At 58.3% G+C, this 18,097-nt stretch carries 18 protein-coding genes; 10 read left to right on the top strand and 8 right to left on the bottom strand.

All coding sequences use genetic code 11. From position 1 onward, the window contains the following. The first annotated feature begins 75 nt into the window (after positions 1-75). The 8 genes from ACP3RB_RS01785 (at position 76) to ACP3RB_RS01820 (ending at position 10,086) form a co-directional block, all read left to right on the top strand. Positions 76-1,275 carry a dehydrogenase gene (locus tag ACP3RB_RS01785; RefSeq protein WP_426699254.1) on the top strand — a complete coding sequence of 400 codons (1,200 nt, stop codon included), beginning with the start codon at positions 76-78 and terminating at the stop codon, positions 1,273-1,275. A 27-nt stretch (positions 1,276-1,302) separates the two neighbouring features. Further along, positions 1,303-2,388 (top strand): 4-hydroxy-3-methylbut-2-enyl diphosphate reductase, encoded by a 1,086-nt coding sequence (locus ACP3RB_RS01790; RefSeq protein ID WP_296705415.1) that lies wholly within the window; start codon positions 1,303-1,305, stop codon positions 2,386-2,388. Positions 2,389-2,939: 551 nt separating this feature from the next. Next, a complete protein-coding gene (locus ACP3RB_RS01795; RefSeq protein ID WP_426699255.1) occupies positions 2,940-3,893 on the top strand; it encodes an ATP-binding cassette domain-containing protein in 954 nt (317 codons plus the stop codon). A gap of 69 nt (positions 3,894-3,962) precedes the next feature. After that, positions 3,963-4,724 carry an ABC transporter permease gene (locus ACP3RB_RS01800; protein WP_426699256.1) on the top strand — a complete coding sequence of 254 codons (762 nt, stop codon included), beginning with the start codon at positions 3,963-3,965 and terminating at the stop codon, positions 4,722-4,724. 164 nt (positions 4,725-4,888) lie between these two features. After that, entirely contained in the window at positions 4,889-6,157 is a 1,269-nt protein-coding gene (locus tag ACP3RB_RS01805) for a sensor histidine kinase (protein ID WP_426699257.1), read from the top strand. A gap of 151 nt (positions 6,158-6,308) precedes the next feature. After that, the gene (locus tag ACP3RB_RS01810) at positions 6,309-6,941 is read left to right on the top strand and encodes a response regulator transcription factor (protein WP_298594010.1); all 633 of its coding nucleotides are present in this window, start codon (positions 6,309-6,311) and stop codon (positions 6,939-6,941) included. A gap of 213 nt (positions 6,942-7,154) precedes the next feature. Then, positions 7,155-8,240, top strand: a complete 1,086-nt coding sequence (ychF, locus tag ACP3RB_RS01815) for a redox-regulated ATPase YchF (protein ID WP_005505132.1) — start codon at positions 7,155-7,157, stop codon at positions 8,238-8,240. Between the two features lie 325 nt (positions 8,241-8,565). Beyond that, positions 8,566-10,086 carry a HEPN domain-containing protein gene (locus tag ACP3RB_RS01820; RefSeq protein WP_426699258.1) on the top strand — a complete coding sequence of 507 codons (1,521 nt, stop codon included), beginning with the start codon at positions 8,566-8,568 and terminating at the stop codon, positions 10,084-10,086. Positions 10,087-10,235: 149 nt separating this feature from the next. On the opposite strand, the gene ACP3RB_RS01825 is transcribed toward ACP3RB_RS01820, so the two are convergent. Beyond that, positions 10,236-10,448: a TOBE domain-containing protein gene (locus tag ACP3RB_RS01825; protein ID WP_005505155.1), complete on the bottom strand. Its 213-nt coding sequence runs from the start codon at positions 10,446-10,448 to the stop codon at positions 10,236-10,238. Between the two features lie 330 nt (positions 10,449-10,778). Between ACP3RB_RS01825 and ACP3RB_RS01830 the strand changes: the two genes are divergently transcribed. Continuing rightward, positions 10,779-11,147: a zinc ribbon domain-containing protein YjdM gene (locus tag ACP3RB_RS01830; RefSeq protein WP_426699259.1), complete on the top strand. Its 369-nt coding sequence runs from the start codon at positions 10,779-10,781 to the stop codon at positions 11,145-11,147. A gap of 144 nt (positions 11,148-11,291) precedes the next feature. On the opposite strand, the gene ACP3RB_RS01835 is transcribed toward ACP3RB_RS01830, so the two are convergent. The 4 genes from ACP3RB_RS01835 to ACP3RB_RS01850 all read right to left on the bottom strand — a co-directional run bounded on the left by ACP3RB_RS01835 (position 11,292) and on the right by ACP3RB_RS01850 (position 14,434). After that, positions 11,292-11,549 (bottom strand): GlsB/YeaQ/YmgE family stress response membrane protein, encoded by a 258-nt coding sequence (locus ACP3RB_RS01835; protein WP_294630554.1) that lies wholly within the window; start codon positions 11,547-11,549, stop codon positions 11,292-11,294. 166 nt (positions 11,550-11,715) lie between these two features. Then, positions 11,716-12,108, bottom strand: a complete 393-nt coding sequence (locus ACP3RB_RS01840; RefSeq protein WP_049358632.1) for a DoxX family protein — start codon at positions 12,106-12,108, stop codon at positions 11,716-11,718. 438 nt (positions 12,109-12,546) lie between these two features. Further along, positions 12,547-13,332 (bottom strand): LppP/LprE family lipoprotein, encoded by a 786-nt coding sequence (locus ACP3RB_RS01845; protein WP_426699260.1) that lies wholly within the window; start codon positions 13,330-13,332, stop codon positions 12,547-12,549. A 220-nt stretch (positions 13,333-13,552) separates the two neighbouring features. Continuing rightward, positions 13,553-14,434, bottom strand: coding sequence for a hypothetical protein (locus tag ACP3RB_RS01850; RefSeq protein ID WP_426699261.1), 882 nt, complete (start codon positions 14,432-14,434; stop codon positions 13,553-13,555). 174 nt (positions 14,435-14,608) lie between these two features. On the opposite strand from ACP3RB_RS01850, the gene tpx reads away from it, so the two are divergent. Beyond that, entirely contained in the window at positions 14,609-15,109 is a 501-nt protein-coding gene (gene tpx, locus ACP3RB_RS01855) for a thiol peroxidase (RefSeq protein WP_294630562.1), read from the top strand. Positions 15,110-15,320: 211 nt separating this feature from the next. Here tpx and ACP3RB_RS01860 read toward each other — a convergent pair whose 3' ends face one another. From ACP3RB_RS01860 to ACP3RB_RS01870, 3 genes are all read right to left on the bottom strand, one after another. After that, positions 15,321-16,256, bottom strand: coding sequence for an AzlC family ABC transporter permease (locus tag ACP3RB_RS01860; protein WP_426699262.1), 936 nt, complete (start codon positions 16,254-16,256; stop codon positions 15,321-15,323). A 9-nt stretch (positions 16,257-16,265) separates the two neighbouring features. Next, positions 16,266-16,601 (bottom strand): branched-chain amino acid transporter permease, encoded by a 336-nt coding sequence (locus ACP3RB_RS01865; RefSeq protein ID WP_060824483.1) that lies wholly within the window; start codon positions 16,599-16,601, stop codon positions 16,266-16,268. Positions 16,602-17,166: 565 nt separating this feature from the next. Continuing rightward, a complete protein-coding gene (locus tag ACP3RB_RS01870; protein ID WP_426699263.1) occupies positions 17,167-17,976 on the bottom strand; it encodes an AzlC family ABC transporter permease in 810 nt (269 codons plus the stop codon). Between the last annotated feature and the right edge of the window lie 121 nt (positions 17,977-18,097).

The following is an 18,097-nucleotide window of genomic DNA, read 5'->3' on the forward strand; positions in this document are numbered from 1 at the left end:
AGGTGGAACTTAGCTTCTGGCGCATTCGGCGGGTCTGAATCGGCTTTGAACAGTGTGAGCGGGTACCCTAGGCTCATGCGCTCACCCGATCAGTCAGCCCATCAGAACAACGCCCTCAACACCGCCGCGGCTTCGTCAGCGGCGGGTACTGGCGCGCAAAACTACCCGGCGGACGCGACCCGAGTCGTCGACACACGGATTACCCGCACGGACGGCTATTACACAGCGGATGAAGACACCACCCTGCTACAGCCCACGCGCACGCTCGGCCACGGGACAGCCCCCACAAAGGCCGAATTGCAGGCTGCCCCGGAGCCTCCCTTCGCGGCAGGTTTGCGCAGGTTCCTGACCGTTGTGCTGTGCGCCCTGGCCCTGGTGACCGGTCTGGGCGCAACCGCGGGTGCCTGGGTGAACTCAAAGCTCATGTCAGAGCGCGGTTTCTCACAGATTTCCTCCAACTTGGCGGAGGACTCGCAGCTTGCCTCGCGCATCGCTGACGGCGCGGTGGAAGACCTCATGAACTCCGAGGCTATGACAACCTTCCTCGACGGCACCAAAGAAAGCGGCTTATACTCCATTCTTGTAAAGCCGACACAAGACGGCATACGTTCCCTGCTCAACCGTTCCGCGGCTGAGCTATCAAAAACTGAAGAATATCGAAGCCTCTGGAAGGAAATCGCCGAGGAAACTCGCCGCTACAACCTTGAACACCAGGACGGCCCCGCCGTCATTGTGCTCACCCCCTTCTACCGTGCGCTGGATGCGAAGGTCGGCTCTATCGGATCCTTCGACCCGGACCTAACGAAGCTCGGCCCTGAAACCCTCAACATTGACCGGGTGAAGGACAGCAACAGCCAGCAGGAGTGGTACCTGCACGCCGGCATTAACCGTGCCGCCGCGCTGGGCAAGTCCACCGTGCCGCTGACCATCATCTCGGCGCTGAGCCTGCTGCTGGCTACGTTGCTGGCACCCCGGCACCGCATCCTAGTTCCGGTGGTCACGGCTCTGCTCTACGCCCTGCTGGGATGGGGCGCCGCAGCCTGGTTAGGCGGCCAGAGCCCCGAATCCCTAGGAATTACCAGCCACAGCACCGCCGGAACGGCGCTGATTACCGGGATATGGAACCAGCTCGCACCGTCACTGACCGGGCATCTGGAGGCGGCGGCAAGCTACGGGCTGGTCCTGGCAATCCTCGCCCTGCTGCTCGGTATCCTGATTCGCCTCACCGCCCTGGGCCGAAGCCCTGCGAGCGGTGCCACAGTCATCACACACTAAAAGTCCGAACAACGTAGGATAGTAACCATGTCCACTGAAACTATTGCCCTGGGCCTGCCGCCCGTACCCCGCGAGCGCCGCAGCCGCGCCGAGGTTGAAGCCGCCGCACCCGTCACCGGTGAGAAGAAAGTCCTGCTCGCCACCCCGCGCGGTTACTGCGCAGGCGTTGACCGTGCCGTGATTGCTGTTGAGAAGGCGCTGGAGCACTACGGCGCGCCCGTCTACGTGCGTAAGCAGATTGTTCACAACCGCCACGTGGTGGAGACCCTGGAGAAGCAGGGCGCTATCTTCGTTGATGAAGTGGACGAAGTTCCCGAAGGTTCCGTGACCGTGTTCTCGGCGCACGGCGTGTCCCCGGCAGTGGTTTCCGCAGCCGGCGACCGCTCTCTGAACACCATTGACGCGACCTGCCCGCTGGTGAACAAGGTGCACCGCGAGGCTGTACGCTTCGCCAAGCAGGACTACGACATCCTGCTCATCGGCCACACCGGCCACGAAGAGGTCGAGGGTACCGCCGGCGAGGCGCCCGAGCACATCCAGATCGTGAACTCGCCCGACGAGGTGGACCAGGTGACCGTCCGCAACCCCGAGAAGGTCGTCTGGATTTCTCAGACCACCCTGTCCGTGGACGAAACCCTGGAAACCGTGGCGCGTCTGCGTGAGCGTTTCCCCTCCCTGCAGGATCCGCCCTCGGACGACATCTGCTACGCAACCTCCAACCGCCAGGGCGCCATCAAAGAGATTGCTCCGCGCGCCGACCTGGTCATCGTGGTTGGTTCGGCAAACTCCTCGAACTCCGTGCGCCTGAAGGAAGTGGCACTCGAATACGGTGCTAAGCGTGCCGAGCGTGTGGACTTCGCACACCAGGTAGACGAGTCCTGGTTCGAGGGCGTGGCAACCGTGGGCCTGACCTCCGGTGCGTCCGTGCCCGAGGTTCTGGTTCAGGAGGTGCTGGCTCTGCTCGCCGAGTACGGCTACAGCACCATCGAAGAGGTGGAGACCGCGAAGGAAGACATTCTCTTCTCCCTGCCGAAGGAACTGCGTTCCGCCCTGAAGAATGACGAGAACGTGGGCCGCCAGCTCGGTGGCCGCGGCGCTAAGCCCACTCGCTAAACTCTTATACTGATGACCCCGTGTCCTCTTCCCGCTTTGGGGAGAAGACACGGGGTTTTTCGTGCCTGAGGATGCATGGGTAGGGATGCTTGCGCAGCTTCGCGTTCACGCTACGCGGGGGAGTGCCCCCTCTGCGGCGCTGGGGCGCCTTGAGGACGGAGCCCCCGCTTCGCGCGATCGCCTCCGCAGCTTCGTGGTCTCGCTACGCGGGGAGGGGGAGAGAAAGCACTGGGTTTTCGTGCCTGAGGATGCATGGTTTGGGACAGCGGTACGCGCCGGTTTCCGCTCGCGGGGGGGGGGAGAGAGAGACGGGGCGTGTGTAGGCAGCTTCGCGCTCACGCTACGCGGGGGAGTGCCCCCTCTGCGGCGCTGGGGCGCCTTGAGGACGGAGCCCCCGCTTCGCGTGATCGCCTCCGCTGCAGCCTCGAGGGCCTATTACCCCGGAAATTACCGCGTCATACCACCCCTTCCGTGAACTCATGACATTTGTCATGGGCAGGTCATGACACTCTGTACCGCACCGGTGCGAAAACCGGCGGTGTAATAGAAACATGAACACCGCAGCACTTCAGAACAGCAAGCAAAACACCGCAGAAACCGTTATTTCCGCCCGTTCCCTCCGCCAGGTTTTTACCACCCGTGCGGCAGGCACCGTGGTCGCCGTCGACTCGATTGACCTGACCGTCAAGCGCGGCGAAATCATCGCCCTGCTCGGCCCCAACGGCGCAGGCAAGACCACCCTCATCGACATGATCCTTGGTCTGGCCCAGCCCAGCGGCGGCGAGTTGAGCGTCTTCGGTCGCAACGCCTCCGAGGCGGCACGCGCCGGTCTACTCGGTGCGGTGCAGCAGACCGGTGGCCTGCTCAAGGACCTGACGATCCGCGCTACGGTCGAGATGATTGCGGCGCTGTACCCCACGCCCATTGACGTGGACGAGGTACTCGCCGGCGCCGACCTGACCGATATTGCTAAGCGTAAGGTCGGCAAGTGCTCGGGCGGTCAGCAGCAGCGTCTGCGTTACGCCCTGGCGACCATGCACTCGCCGGAACTGCTGATCCTGGACGAGCCGACCGCCGGCATGGACGTGAACGCGCGCCGCACCTTCTGGGAGCGCATGGAAGCCATCGCCGAGCGTGGAACGACCATTCTTTTTGCGACGCACTACCTGGAAGAAGCACAGAACTTCGCCCAGCGCATCGTGCTCATGGAATCCGGCTCCATCATCGCTGACGGCTCCTCCGACGAGATTCGTGCCCTGACCGGCCACCGCCACCTCAGCTTCCTCGCACCCGCACCCATCACCGACCTGGACGTGCCGGTTGAGGTCACCGAAGAGTCCGGCGGGTACCGCCACCGCATCTCCGTGGTGGAGATTGAGCGGGTACTGCGCACTCTGCTGAACAACTACAGCATCACCGACCTGGAGGTCACCAAGCCCTCCCTGGACGAGTCCTTCACCCTGCTGACCGAGCAGGCCGCCGCCTCCAAGGCATCCGACGCCTAAAGATCAGGCTGCCTAAACACCGCACCGCCTCAACATCACACCGCCGCTACACACCTCAAGGAAAACATCATGCTCCGCTACGCACTCTACGACATCCGCGCTTCTATCCTCTCGACCGACCGTTTCTTCTTCGGCGTGGCACTGCCCATCGTCTTCTTCCTGCTCTTCGGCGCGATGCAGGAATACTCCTCCCAGCCGATGGGCGACGGCAACGTAGCTGCGTACGTCATGATTGGCATGGCGCTGTACGGTGCCGTGCAGAACACCGTGGCGATTAGCGGCAGCACCGTCACCGAGCTGTCGAGCGGCTGGAACCGCCAGCTGGCGCTGACCCCGCTGACCACCGGCAAGTACCTGGGCGCGAAGGCACTGACCGCCCTGGTGATTTCTGCGGTGCCGGTCATCGCGGTGAACATTGTGGGCATGTTTACCGGTGTTGAGATTCCGCTGAACCAGCAGCTTGCCGCCGGTGCGCTGACCGTGCTGTGCGGTCTGGTGTTCGCTTTCTACGGCATCATGATGGGTCTGCTGATTCGTAACGAGAACGCCGTGTCTATTGCGAACGGTCTGCTGGTGATTATGAGCTTCTTCGGTACCGTGTTCTCCCCGCTGAGCACCGACCTGCTGAACTACGCCCGCTTCACCCCGCTGTACGGTGCCGCCGAGATCGCTCGCTACCCCTTCGCCGCAGGTCAGACCATTATTCTGGGCGGTGGTGAGGACTGGTTCGTCACCGAGCCGCTCTGGTACGCCGTGGTGAGCCTGGTCGTCTGGGCGGCAATCTTCCTGGGTGTTTCTGCCCTGCTGATGCGCCGCGCAACCCGCCGCTAAATGCTTCTTCCCGCCGCAGTCTCAAGGGTTCCGTAGTATCAGGGGCTCCCGAGGCTGCGGCGGAAGCCGTACCCACTCACACCGCCTCTGCTAACACAGCCCCTACTGACACCGCCGCACCGGTGGCATCTGCACCCGCGGCACCCGCACGTTAGGCTAGAACCATGACTGAAACCCACCTCCACCCGCACAACACCGACCAGAGTAGCGCCGAGAATGAGGCGGCACCCTCCGCCGCGAAGCGCACCCTGGGTAAGCACCGCTTCCGCTTCCTCCACCGCGAACGCCGCGGCAACGTGAACTGGCTGGCGCTGGGCTTTAGCGCCCCGTGGCTGGTGTTTCTGCTCATGCCGCTGGACAGCTTCCTCACCACCCCGGAGCTGGCGCATGTGCGCTGGACCGGTGTGGCGCTGGTGGTACTGTTCGCGGTGGTGAACTGCTCGGCGTACGCGGTGCCGTGGCTGGTGCCGGTCGCCTCTACGGTGCGTCGAAGCGTCATCTGGACGCTACTGATGGCGCTGCCTGTGGCTGGCCTGACGGCGCTTCGGCTGGAATCTGCGTATGTGGTGTTCTTGTCGTTCAGCATGTACTTTGTGGCGTTCTGGATTTTTGGCACAATCGCCCCGTACCGCCTGCGCTTGGGTGTAGCGGCGATGATTGCCCTGGCCTCCTGGCTAATTTTTATGGCGAGCATCGGCTTTGACGTCACCGCGCGCGGCGGTATCGCCCTCTTCATCGGTGCGCCGATGGTGGGCATGCTGGGCTTCTCCTACCTGATTGAGCTCGGCGAACGCGCGGACGTAGCGCGTGCCTCCCTGGCGCTCTCTGAGGAACGTGAAGAGATCGCCCGCGACGTGCACGACGTGCTGGGCCACTCCCTGACCGTCATCACCCTCAAAGCGGAGCTGGCACAGCGCCTGCTGGAGATTGACCCCGCCCGCGCCGGCGCCGAAATGGAGGCAATCGCGCAGCTGTCCCGCGCATCCCTGGCGGAGGTTCGCTCAACCGTGACGCGCCTGCGTGTGCCCGACTTCTCGGGTGAGATTGAGGGCGCGGGCCGTGCCCTGCAGACCGCCGGTATTCGCGCCGAACTGCCGGAGGCTCAGAGCGCGCTCGCGGTGGCTGGCGTGAACGCGAAGCTGTTCTCCTGGGTTCTGCGTGAGGCGGTGACGAACATGGTGCGCCACTCGGAGGCGAACGCGGCGCGGGTGCGTTTGAGCGCAACCGGTCTGGACATCCTCGATAACGGCGTGGGTGTGGGTGATGCCCGCGGTAACGGTCTGACGGGTATGGCTCAGCGTGTGGCTGCGTCCGGCGGTAGCGTGGTGATTGAGGCGGCTCCCGAGCAGTGGCTGGCGGAGAACCCGAACCCTGCCGGTGGGGTGGGCACGCGCATCCGTGTGAGCATGGATGGCGACACCTCACTGCTGTAGGTAGATGCTGTAGATTGTGGAACTTAGCGCCGCGCCCTAGACGGGGGAGCTACCCGCCCCTGTATGGTGGTGGTAGACAACCTCTTACGGTTGTTCCACCCGGTATTTTCTGCCCCGTCCTTTTCACCGTCTTCAGCCCTGGGAGGCTCCCATGATTCGTGTTCTGCTCGCTGACGATCAGCAGCTCATCCGTGAGGCTCTTGCCGCCCTGCTGGGTCTGGAGGTCGACCTGGAGATTGTGGGGCAGGTCGGTAGCGGTGACGAGGTGTTGGGCGCGGTCGCCCTGTTGAAGCCGGACGTGGTGCTGTTGGATGTGCAGATGCCCGGTGCTTTGCTGGCTGATGGTATTGAGGCGGCTGCGGCGCTGCGTGATGCGGGTGCGTTGAGTGAGTCGGGTGAGCCGGTGCGCACGCTGATTGTGACGACTTTTGGCCGCCCGGGTTATGTGCGCCGCGCCCTGGAGGCTGGTGCGAGTGGTTTTGTGGTGAAGGATACGGGTGCTCGCCAGTTGGCGGAGGCGATTCGTCGTGTGCATGCGGGGTTGCGTGTGGTGGATCCGTCGTTGGCGGCGGATTCTTTGGTGACGGGTGCTTCTCCGTTGACGGAGCGTGAGGCGCAGGTGCTGCGTGAGGCGGCGTCGGGTGGTACGGCTCAGCAGATTGCGGCGGCGTTGTTTTTGTCGGCGGGTACGGTGCGTAATTATTTGTCGGCGGCGATGGCGAAGACGGGTGCGTCGACTCGTCAGGATGCGGTGCGTATCGCCACGGAGAACGGCTGGCTCTAGCGCCCTGCTCTCATTAACCAGGGCGGCTCCTGCGCGAACACGGTAGAATGGTAGTGTCTATGCCCGCAGGCGCCCCGCACCCGTTTCTTCCCGAGACTGGCGGTGCCGCGCTTGGACGCGGGCACCATTTTCGCCCTGTGCCCGCCCGCACCCGCCGCATCACATACGCGGCGCATCCGTGTGTGGCGGGGTACATGATTCGAAGGAAAACTTGTGGCTCTAACTATCGGCATTGTTGGCCTGCCTAACGTGGGCAAGTCCACCCTGTTCAACGCTCTGACCGGCAACACTGTGCTGGCGGCTAACTACCCGTTCGCGACCATTGACCCGAACGTGGGCGTGGTGAACCTGCCGGATGCGCGTCTGAACCGTCTGGCTGAGATTTTTGGTTCGGAGCGTATTCTGCCTGCGACTGTTTCGTTCGTTGATATTGCGGGTATTGTGAAGGGCGCTTCTGAGGGTGAGGGCCTGGGTAACAAGTTCCTCGCGAACATTCGTGAGGCGCACGCTATCGCCCAGGTGGTGCGTGCGTTTGATGACCCGGACGTCATTCACGTGGACGGCAAGGTTGACCCCGCCTCCGATATGGAGACCATCAATACTGAGCTGATTCTGGCTGACCTGCAGACTTTGGAGAACGCTATTCCGCGTCTGGAGAAGGCTGTGAAGATTAAGAAGGGTGACGCCGCTCAGCTGGAGACCTACAAGGCTGCGCAGAAGATCCTGGAGGATGGTGACACCATCATTTCTCGTGCGAAGGACGCGAAGCTGGAGCTGGCTCACCTGAAGGAGCTGAACCTGCTGACTGCTAAGCCGTTCATTTACGTGTTCAACGCGGATGAGGGCATTCTGGCGTCTGAGGAGAAGCAGCAGGAGCTGCGTGACATGGTGGCGCCGGCTGAGGCTGTGTTCTTGGATGCGAAGCTGGAGGCTGATCTGGTGGAGCTGTCTGAGGAGGAGGCTCGCGAGATGCTGGAGATGAACGGTCAGGATGAGTCCGGTCTGGACCAGCTGGCTCGTGTGGGCTTCTCGACCCTGGGGCTGCAGACTTATCTGACTGCTGGCCCGAAGGAGGCTCGCGCGTGGACTATTTATAAGGGTGATACTGCGCCGCAGGCTGCTGGTGTGATTCACTCTGATTTTGAGCGTGGCTTCATTAAGGCTGAGGTTGTGTCTTTCAAGGACCTGGATGAGGCTGGCTCCATGGCGGAGGCGAAGGCTCGCGGTAAGGTCCGCATGGAGGGTAAGGACTACATCATGCAGGACGGCGACGTAGTGGAGTTCCGCTTCAACGTCTAATCTGACGGGTCGATAGGACTTTGAGAATCCGGTGACGGAGGGATGACGAAAATCATCTCACTGTCACCGGATTTTCTGTACCCTTTAAACACAATCTGAAATGGTGTCTAATTCTGAACTTTGACAATTCTTGTGCATTTTCATTATTAGATTCCCCAACAAATTTCAAGCAGGCTATAAAACCTGGCCCTGCAAATATTTGTGGATACCATTTTTGAGATAGTGAGAAGAGGATACAATCGATAGTCTGTGACGGATGCGATGAACATTGATTTGAATGCGTATATGTATACGTGTTGCAGGTGTACATTTTTAGGAGTTTTGGATGATGAAATCACCCTTATTGCTTTGTGAAGAACATGAGTGGCAGGGTTATTGGTGGCTACCAGAGAACCCTGGAAATTTAGTCCCGGGGGTCCTTAAATACGACGGTAAAGGAAAGATATTCCTTGAACTAATCGGTAGCTTTAGTGGATTTAGCTATTTCGATGGAAATCTGTATATCCCAGGCTTGGAGAATTGGGGTATTGTTTATGGAACTTCTGGGAATAGTGAAATTACTCTATTTGGGGTTTCTACTACTGAATCCAATGTGAGTTTTTCCGGAAATCCTGGTGCGGTGCTTCAGGTTGCGGTCGTAGATAGAGCGATTGTTGGCGCGCATATTCTGGATAAAGAGGATAAGATTTTTAGTGGATTCGAAGTAGGTATAGAGGATTTAAATCTTTGGGTTAAATTATCTGAATCTGAATTTAAATATGAAGATATTGAGAATGAAATCGGAGAGAAAAAATGTGGAATTTCATTATCTGTTAAGCCGATACCGGCTGCGGTGGTGAGTGATAACTTATATAATATTATCCACTCTTTTTCACCGGGTAAGATTGAATATTTAGCAGGAGAGACGGTTGGTACCATTAGCGATAAAGTTTGCATGAAAGTTGACTATGCTGATCCGAATAATTTACAGAAAGTCTTAGAGGAAGTTGGAATACTTCAGAAATTAATCTCGTTCGCTGTCTCTCGTTTTGTAGGCATTATTTCACTTCGTCTCTATAGCTCTGAAGGTGAAAGTTTGGACCAAAGTCAACCTGTTGATGTTCTTTATTCTCTCTCCAATGTCGGTTGCCCTGATTCTAAGGGGGCAGATTCTCGGAATGTTCTTTTTACATGTGAGCTTGTTTCGGTTGATAAAGTTCTTCCTCTTTGGTATGAGCTATATGGCCAATTACAGAATGCTGCCAATGAAATTTTAAGTCTACATTATTCCCCTAAGATATCTGATAAAAATGCGCTTCTGACTGCTGTTAACTCAGCTGAGATATTGCATTTTAACTTGGAGAAGCAAGGAAAAATATCAGAAGTTGAAGAGATGGCTGAATGTCAGTCGGATCGAGAGTCTCGGACTGAAAAATCAGGTGAAAAAGATGTCGAGAATCAGAAAGAAGGAGTAGCATCTGCGCCTAAGGTAAATAAAGGCAGGAAGCAAAAACTTCTAAAAGTTCGTCTTAAGGAGCTTGCAAATCGTATTGGTGAAAATATCATCTCTTTAGTGGTTCCTGATGTCGAATATTGGGCAGAAGCGGCTGCAAAATCACGCAATAAGATTTCTCATGAGGGGCATGTATTACATTATGATGAGAATGCGCAGAAGGCTATTATTTTAGTGACTACGTGCGTTGTGATTTTAAATATCTTGAAAGAGCTTGGATTTTCTTCTGAAAATCAGATGAATATTGTAAGGGGCAATCCAGGTATGCGGAGAGCTTTTTATAATGCTCAGTTGTATCTTATGCCTCCAAAAGAGGAAGCTGATGAAAAGAGTCCTGAGGATAACCAAGTATGATGATGACGTGGTGGAGTTCCGCTTCAACGTCTAAGCGATAAAAACATAAAAGCGGAGCCCCGCACTGTGTGTACAGTGCGGGGCTCCGCCCTATTAACCCTCGCGCGCCACAATAGGCAGCCGCCGGGTGTAAGCCTTATCGACCGGGATTAGTGGTCAGCACCAACCATAACGTTGGACGCCTTGATGACTGCGTAAGCGGTCTCGCCAACCTTCAGACCCAGCTCCTTGATGGACTCGTTGGTGATGGACGCAGAGATAACAACCTCGGGAGCGATTTCAATCTTAACGATGCCGTTGGTTGCACCCTCAGTAATCTCAACAACCTTGCCAGCGAACTGGTTACGTGCGGAAAGCTTCATGAAGCCGTGCCTTTCACTCAAAAAACGTACAAATACTTAAGCACTTTACACGCCGCAGCCACTGAGAATCATCTTCCACCCAAAATATTACGCACAAACCATGCAAATTTTATTTTCGGCTTCAACCACGCCCCGAACCCACCCCAAAAGGTCAACAAAAACCAGCCCCGCACATGCGGTTCGCACCCGCCAAATGGTATAGTCAGCACGAACGCGAGAATCCTCGCATCCTCCACCGTCGCACCCCGCCCTCGCTGACGCGCGCCCACACGCCGCAGCCACACACAGCAGGGGAGAAGCGGCGCATCCGCACAGATTGAAGAAGGAACCATGAGCGAAAACCTCAACGAAATCGAAGCACCCACCTGCCCCGAATGCAACGAAAACTACACCTACGAAATGGGCGAACTCTGGGCATGCCCCATGTGCGGCCACGAATGGGAACGCACCGTAGCAGGCGAAACCGAAGAAGCAGCAGGCTCCAAGGTTCTGGACTCCGTCGGTAACGAGCTCGTCGACGGCGACTCCGTCACCATCGTCAAGGGCCTGAAGGTCAAGGGCGGCGCAGACATCAAGGCGGGCACTAAGGTGCGCGGTATCCGCCTGCTCGAATCCCCCGTCAACGGCCATGACATTGAGGCGAAGGTCCCCGGCGCAGGCCAGATGTACCTGAAGTCCTCCGTCGTGAAGAAGGCATAAGCCCAGAAGGCATAAGCCGAGAAGACGTAAAGCGCTTCGCACAAGGCGCAGAAAAGGCGGCACCTCCCGCACTAGCTCACGCTAGGGGAGGTGCCGCCTTTAGTTATGGGGGACTTATTAGCGAGCCCTCAGTAGGCCGGATCGTTACTTCCTGCCGGTCATACCCAGGTACAGGGAAATGGTCAGCATCGCTGCAAAGACCGACAGAATCCAGCGCATCCAGTCGATGCCAGCGGTCGCGGCAACGCCCAGCTGAACTGCCGCCCAGTTGCCGACAGCCGCGCCGACAGCGCCGCAGATAATGGTCCAAAGAATCGAAATGTTCTGGCGGCCTCGCATGAAGAATCGTGCGATTGCGCCAATAATTGCGCCGGTGATAATGGTGCCAATGATAGTGCCCATTGTTCTCTCCAAAGGTTGTACACCTGCCGCTGTGACAGGTGGCGTGTTAGTTCCAGTGTAGGCAATGCTGGTTACGGAAAGCTTAATAACGGGTATGTTAAGGTAAACGGCACCTCAATGTTTTACGTGTAAAACACTGAGGTGCCGTTCCTGACGAACGAAGCGACTACTTCGACTTACGCCAAATCTTCAGAGCGCTGCAAATCATCGGCAACTGCAGGGGCAGGCGACCGTACGCAATAGCCTTACGCTGAGTGGACTGGTTACGCGCATCCAGCGCCATCTGAATGTTTGCGGGGAACACCGCAACAAACAGCAGAGCCGCAAGCAGACCACCGGCACGGCGGGTCTTGTCATTAGCCAGCAGGGCGGCGGTGCCCAGCTCAGCCGCACCCGAAGCGTGAGTGTACGCGTGCGCAGGGCCCGGCAGGTACTTCGGCACAATCGAGTCGAAGGGATCCGGGATGATGAAGTGCAGCGCACCCATCACAGCGAGGGCGCGAGCCATGCGAGTAGCCGAGCGCTCAGCGCTGTACTCTTTCTTCTTAAAAATACTCATGCTCCCATTATGCGCCTGTCAGAGGCGTATTCCTCGGCTCAATGGTGCGCTAACCGTCGCGTGTTTGACTGTCTAGAATGCGGACTCAGCACGCCAAACGGAAATACGTTGTTCAAAAGCAGGTAAGATAGGGAACAACGGCACCACGCGCGGATGACGCCCCGCCTGACCCTCGCCTTTAGGTGAGTCGCCAGATGGAGTAAAACACCGGGTGCCTACCGGAACAATCAAAGGAGTAATACCGTGAAGAAGATTCTGTGCATCGCTATCCTGGCAGGCGCCGCATACTTCGGTTACAAGAAGTTCGTTGCCTAAATAGCTAGCCCTCGGGCACCCTACATATCCTTAAGCAACGAAAACCCGCCGTCTCACATATGCACCATATGCGAGGCGGCGGGTTTCTCGTACGCCCAACCTCCCGGGCATCAAACACGTAGCCTAAGAGTTATAGCTCGGAGGAGGGGTGCCTTCCATATCGACTTGGTTCTTTGCCGGATTCCAAGTGAATTCAACGGTCGTGCGGCCGCTCGCGCTGGCGGAGCTCTCATCACCCTTCACGTAGCGGTAGGTCACGCTAATCGAGCTGTCGGAGGTGCGGGTAATCACCGGGGGGAAAGAGTACGGCTCGTAGGTTGCGGTACCAATGAACTTGCCGCGGTGGAACAGCAGAATATGGTGCACCATCGAGGAGATACAACAATCCTTATGAGAGCTTCCGGGAATAGCGTCAATCCACGACAGCTCAGCACAGGGGTCATAGCCTTCATAGGTTTCTGAAGTGTTCGTCCACTGAGCCCACTTGCTCTTATTCTTCAAATCGCGCAGAGCCTTAGACACCACGGTCGACGCAGAATCAGACGCGCAGGTGGAGTCCTTCTTCGACTCAGACTTGGAATCCGACTTCGACTCAGAGGTCTTCGACTCGGATGCGGTCGGCTCAGCATGAACCGTAATCGTCACCACCGACGGCACCGGAGCAGGCGACGAAGCACTCGGGGTAGCACTCGCGGATGCGCTCGGGCTTGCCGACGGGGTGGGGAACAGCTCCTGCGTAGAAGTAGCGCTCGCGGAGGCAGAAGCACTACCAGAAGAAGACACCACAGTACCCGAAACAGCAGAATCAGTGCTTGCCGAGCAGGACGTGACAACAAGAGCTAGAGCGGCGCCCAGTGCGGGTAAAGCCAAAGCGGTGCGGCCGGTAAAGCGGCGGCGAATAGAAGACATGAATACTCCTGAAGATGCGCGGCAGCGCGCATCGGTGCTGGTCAAGAAGCGAATAGTGAACTCGTCCAGTATAGGGAAAAAGAGGCGGGGACGCAGGGCGCGCGGTCAGCGCCGCTCGTTACCATGGCATGCGCGCTACGTCTGCCCGGCTGCATCTGCCCTGCAACAAAACCCTCGGCAACAAAACCCCGGCAACAGAACCCTCGGCAACAAAAACCGGCTAGCAGACCTTATCGTCCGTCAGATAATGCACCAGCCAGGCGCGCCGCGCGGTCGCAATACGTGCCGTAATCCGCGGAAAAACCCACAGGCTAATAGCGCCCTGCGCCCACAAAATCAGCGAAAACAGCAGCGGCCGGAACGCAATATCGCGCGGATCCACGCCGGGGTTGAGAAGGCGCGCGAGCGCATCCGACAGGAAAATCGACGGGAACATCAGCGACATCAGCACCGTACCCAGCACCCAGCCCGGACCGAAACAGAGCAGAACCCAGCGGGCGCTCATCCGCAGGTTCTTGCGGTGAGACCAGCGGAACTGCCAGCCGCGCAGGCGGTACGGATAAATCACGCCCAGAATCGAGCCCAGGGACACCACAATAGCCGGCACCACAAAGAACGACAGGGACATCATGAGCGTGGGGGTCAGGTTCTTGTCCTGACTGTGCAGAACCAGCGCCAGCAGGGTGCCAGAAACACCCGTGATTAGACCGATTGCAATAGCCTTCGTGCGCACGAACAGGCGCAGGGCGTGGGGGTCGCTACTGCGCAAAGCACGCAGCGCATGCTCCTCATCGTGACCCATCAGGTTCGTTGAGGTGACGTCCGCGACCATCCAGCCGACCATCACCAGCGCAAAACCAGCCGGGCCCTTAAACTCGCTAAACAGCCACGAACGCCAGGCTTCCGGGAGTAGGTACCAGCAGATTGCCGCCAGCAGGGCGTTACACATGAGCGTCTGCGTTTCCACGGGGAGGGGGCGCGTGAACATGCGGCGCAACTCGGCACGCACACTCGGCCGGTACGTATTGTGCGGATCAATGAGGGCACGACCCTCCACCCGCTGACGGCGCAGGTCCTGACGGAGTGCCCTGAAAATCGTCACGGGATGCGCCAGTGGCGCAAGACGGGAAGATACGTGCCTCAAAATGCTCACCTGCCCATTGTAGAGGTGTCGCTGGGGCACAATGGCACCGCAGGAAATCAGCTATGCGGAAACTCCGCCCACTAGTGCCTGTGTCTCCTTGCACACCCGCCCTATCCAGGGGACAATGAAGGCATGGCTGAAGTAACTCTACATAACGAACTCGTAATCCACACCAACGGCGACCTGCCCGCAGTCGGCGCAAAGCTGCCCGAATTCTCGGTTCTCGCGGCTGATCTCTCCGAGATCTCCTCCGCAGATTTCGCAGGTAAGAACCTGGTGCTGAACATCTTCCCCTCCATCGACACCGGTGTGTGCGCAACCAGCGTCCGCACCTTCAACAAGCAGGCTGCGGGCCTGGAGAACACCGTCGTGCTGTGCGTCTCCAACGACCTGCCCTTCGCAATCGGCCGCTTCTGCGCAGCCGAGGGCATTGAGAACGTCGTCACCTCCTCCGCTTTCCGCTCCTCCTTCGGTGAGGACTTCGGCGTAAAGCTTGTGGACGGCCCCCTGGCTGGTCTGCTGGCACGCTCCGTGGTCGTCGTGAACCCCGCCGGTGAAGTTGTCTACACCGAGCTGGTTCCCGAAACCACCAACGAGCCCAACTACGAAGCAGCCTTGGCAGCTATCAAGTAAGCAACTATCAAGTAAGCTTGGTATGGGAGCCGGACGCAATCTAGGCACCCGCGCTACTTCCGTCAGGGACACCTGGCGGTTCACAGCACAGCAGATACTGAACGTCTACAGTGCATGATCTAGGGTTCACCCACACATGCGGCTGGCGACAGCATAACGCCCCGCCCACCCGGTATTTCGGGTGGGCGGGGCGCTTTACTATATCCAGACGCTAGTGCTTGGAAGCGTTGGAGGTTTCGGCGGCTCCGGCGGGATCCTCATCCGCAACCAGCATATGCTCCGGCAGAGTGCCGCGGCGCTTAGCCACCGCAAAACGCGACACCAACAGCAGAATGTACACCACCATAGAAATCAGCAGCATCGACTGCGGCGCCAACACCAAACCAACCACAGCGGACACACCCGCAATAGCTGCGGTGGTATGGTCTTTTGAGCTCTGATAAGCATCGATGGCGAGCACCGCAAATAGCGCCGTCATTACAAAATCCAAGCCCTTGAGTTCACTCAAGAAACTCGCACCCAGCACGTAACCGAGCGTTGCGCTCGCCAGAACGCTCAGGTGCAGGCCCGCATGAATCCATAGGATGCGGGATGCACGAAGCTTATGGCGGTCCGGTCCGGTGTTCAGCGCGTACGCCTCATCAATGAGTGTGTACACGGTGTAGAACTTCGCCAACCCACCACGCACACGCTCAATCGGGTACGACAGGCCATACATGAGATGGCGCGAATTAATGAGCAGAGTCATCACCGCAATAGAGAACAGCGAAGCATGATTCGAAACCATATCGATCAGCACGAACTCCACCGAACCGGCAAACACCAGCATCGGCAGCAGAGGTGCCACCCAGAACGGCAGACCGTAACTGTGCACCAGCACGCCCAGACCAATGCCGACAAAGAATAGGCCCAGCATGATCACGCCGGCAACGCGAATCGCCTCCGCAAAACCGCTCTCGCGCGGGGACTGAGAGCCCTGCGCATTGGGGGAGGCGGTCGCCTCCACTACCGGAATCATGCCGGTCAGCGGAAGAGCAGATGCAATAACCTGCTCAACCTGCTCCTGGGTCGCCTGGTGAGGTGCCTGCTGCGGTGTGGGCTGAGAAGAAACAGCGGGGGAAGAAACAGAATTCTTAGAGATGCTCATCGTAACCCCCTAGAAAACCCAGTTAGCCAGCACAACGCAGGTGACGGTACCCGCCACCATGCTCAGCACCATATTCTTACGCCACAGGTGCACCGCCACGGTCACCACCAGACCTGCCAGGTACGGTGCCGCCGTAGCGAACGAAGAATAATCAATCTTCGCCACCGCATAGATGGCAAGCAACGCGACTGCGCCGAGCGGAATCCAGTGGCTGAGCGCATCCAAAAGTTCGGAGCCAGCCAGAGCCTTCTTCAGCCCGAAAGGAAGCAAACGAAGCAGGAACGTAATACCTGCAGCCACAAGAATTGCGGCAAGAATATAGCCGGTGGTCACTTCACTGTTCATGAAGATTTTCTCTTTCTGCACATACTCAGCGAAAGAACCCGAAAAGAGCGGAAGATCCCTGAACGAGGCGCGCGGGTGAAGCCCTAAGAGCATCCGCGAAAAGGGTAGGGAGAGCCCAGCCGAAGAGAGGCTGGGTGCTAAGTAGTGCGGTAGGTACGTGAGTTGATGAAAGCCGCGAAACATGGAGGCGGAGGGCCGTTCCTCCTGCACGAGTTTTTCAGTGCAAGTTTTCTGCGCGGGTAGTTGCGCGCGTCAGTAGTTCTCGTGCGTGACCTCGGGTGATGCCGCTCCCGGTGCGGTGTTACTCCGGGGCGGCACAGCGTTCTGCGTCGCTAGTTTCCTTAGCGGTGTCTTTCATCTGAGTCATGGGGTACCTTCACCTCTGGGAGCCTCCGCGCAGGTTCGCGCGGGAGGCATTATGCGAATCCTAGAAATAGAAAGAGGGGAGAGCGAAGCTCCACTCATCTATCCTAACCGGTTTTGAACACGTATGTAACGTTCTTATCGCTGTGTGGAAGCGGGCGCGTCAGGAGTAGCGGCGGTGGCTGGGCTCTCTGCGGCGCTTTCAGGCCTCAGTCGCTACCTCATGCCCCGCACGATGCGGCAGAGTACCGCGGCGCTTCGCCACCAGGAAACGCGCCAGTAGCAGCACCACATACGAACCCAACGCCACCACCAGAAACGAGGACGGCGCAAAAATCAGCGCCACCGCAGCCGAAAATGCGACAAAAAGCGCCGTCACACGATCCGGGTTAGCGCGGTAGCCGTCCATCGCAAGAACCGTGAAGATAGCCACCATCACAAAGTCCACGCCCTTCAAGCTGCTCAGGAAGCTCGCGCCCAGCACATACCCGAGGACTACGCTCAGAATCCACGAGACGTAAATCAGCACGTTCACCCACAGAATGCGCGCCCCCGAACGCTCATGACGATCGGGACCGGAATTAAGCGCGAACGCCTCATCACACAGAGTATGAACCGCCAGAGCCTTAGCCCAGAAACCCTTCACGCTGTGCAACGGGTAGGAAAGACCGTACACCAGATGGCGCGCATTCACCAGGAACACCGTCAACGCAATCGACGCCAGGGGCGTGCCCGTGCTGACCATGCCCACCATGAGGAACTCCACCGAACCGGCAAAAACTAGGGCAGAGAGCAGCGGCGCAGTCCAGAGGGGCATGCCGTGCGCGTTGAGGATAATACCCAAACCCAAACCCAACACAGCGATACCAAGCATCACCACGGAAGAGTCCGCAACAGCCAAGCGGAAATCATTCTGCGCGCCGGCGCTCTTAAGTCGAGTGCCCTTAAACCGAGTGCCCTGAAGCTTGGCGCCCTGATGTTTAGCGCCCTGACGCTTGGGAGTCTGTGCCATAAGTGGGTTCCTCGTATGCGTTACGTTCTGCGAAATGCCTCGTCTGCCTGTGCGCGGGTCAAAACAACGCCCGCCGCGGCTTTCCAGTGTATAGGAGCGGCCGGTTGACCGACGAGAAAAA

This window comes from Rothia mucilaginosa (assembly GCF_049990865.1).
Taxonomy (GTDB): Bacteria; Actinomycetota; Actinomycetes; order Actinomycetales; family Micrococcaceae; genus Rothia; species Rothia mucilaginosa_I.

Excerpts from the sequence above, each read along its gene's own strand:
- ACP3RB_RS01825 (WP_005505155.1), bottom strand. The coding sequence starts at position 10,448 with ATGAAGCTTTCCGCACGTAACCAGTTCGCTGGCAAGGTTGTTGAGATT.
- ACP3RB_RS01845 (WP_426699260.1), bottom strand. The coding sequence starts at position 13,332 with ATGTCTTCTATTCGCCGCCGCTTTACCGGCCGCACCGCTTTGGCTTTA.
- ACP3RB_RS01870 (WP_426699263.1), bottom strand. The coding sequence starts at position 17,976 with ATGGCACAGACTCCCAAGCGTCAGGGCGCTAAACATCAGGGCGCCAAG.
- ACP3RB_RS01840 (WP_049358632.1), bottom strand. The coding sequence starts at position 12,108 with ATGAGTATTTTTAAGAAGAAAGAGTACAGCGCTGAGCGCTCGGCTACT.
- ACP3RB_RS01800 (WP_426699256.1), top strand. The coding sequence starts at position 3,963 with ATGCTCCGCTACGCACTCTACGACATCCGCGCTTCTATCCTCTCGACC.
- ACP3RB_RS01860 (WP_426699262.1), bottom strand. The coding sequence starts at position 16,256 with ATGAGCATCTCTAAGAATTCTGTTTCTTCCCCCGCTGTTTCTTCTCAG.
- ACP3RB_RS01795 (WP_426699255.1), top strand. The coding sequence starts at position 2,940 with ATGAACACCGCAGCACTTCAGAACAGCAAGCAAAACACCGCAGAAACC.
- ACP3RB_RS01785 (WP_426699254.1), top strand. The coding sequence starts at position 76 with ATGCGCTCACCCGATCAGTCAGCCCATCAGAACAACGCCCTCAACACC.
- ACP3RB_RS01805 (WP_426699257.1), top strand. The coding sequence starts at position 4,889 with ATGACTGAAACCCACCTCCACCCGCACAACACCGACCAGAGTAGCGCC.
- ACP3RB_RS01835 (WP_294630554.1), bottom strand. The coding sequence starts at position 11,549 with ATGGGCACTATCATTGGCACCATTATCACCGGCGCAATTATTGGCGCA.
- ACP3RB_RS01790 (WP_296705415.1), top strand. The coding sequence starts at position 1,303 with ATGTCCACTGAAACTATTGCCCTGGGCCTGCCGCCCGTACCCCGCGAG.
- ACP3RB_RS01865 (WP_060824483.1), bottom strand. The coding sequence starts at position 16,601 with ATGAACAGTGAAGTGACCACCGGCTATATTCTTGCCGCAATTCTTGTG.
- tpx (WP_294630562.1), top strand. The coding sequence starts at position 14,609 with ATGGCTGAAGTAACTCTACATAACGAACTCGTAATCCACACCAACGGC.
- ACP3RB_RS01820 (WP_426699258.1), top strand. The coding sequence starts at position 8,566 with ATGATGAAATCACCCTTATTGCTTTGTGAAGAACATGAGTGGCAGGGT.
- ACP3RB_RS01810 (WP_298594010.1), top strand. The coding sequence starts at position 6,309 with ATGATTCGTGTTCTGCTCGCTGACGATCAGCAGCTCATCCGTGAGGCT.
- ACP3RB_RS01830 (WP_426699259.1), top strand. The coding sequence starts at position 10,779 with ATGAGCGAAAACCTCAACGAAATCGAAGCACCCACCTGCCCCGAATGC.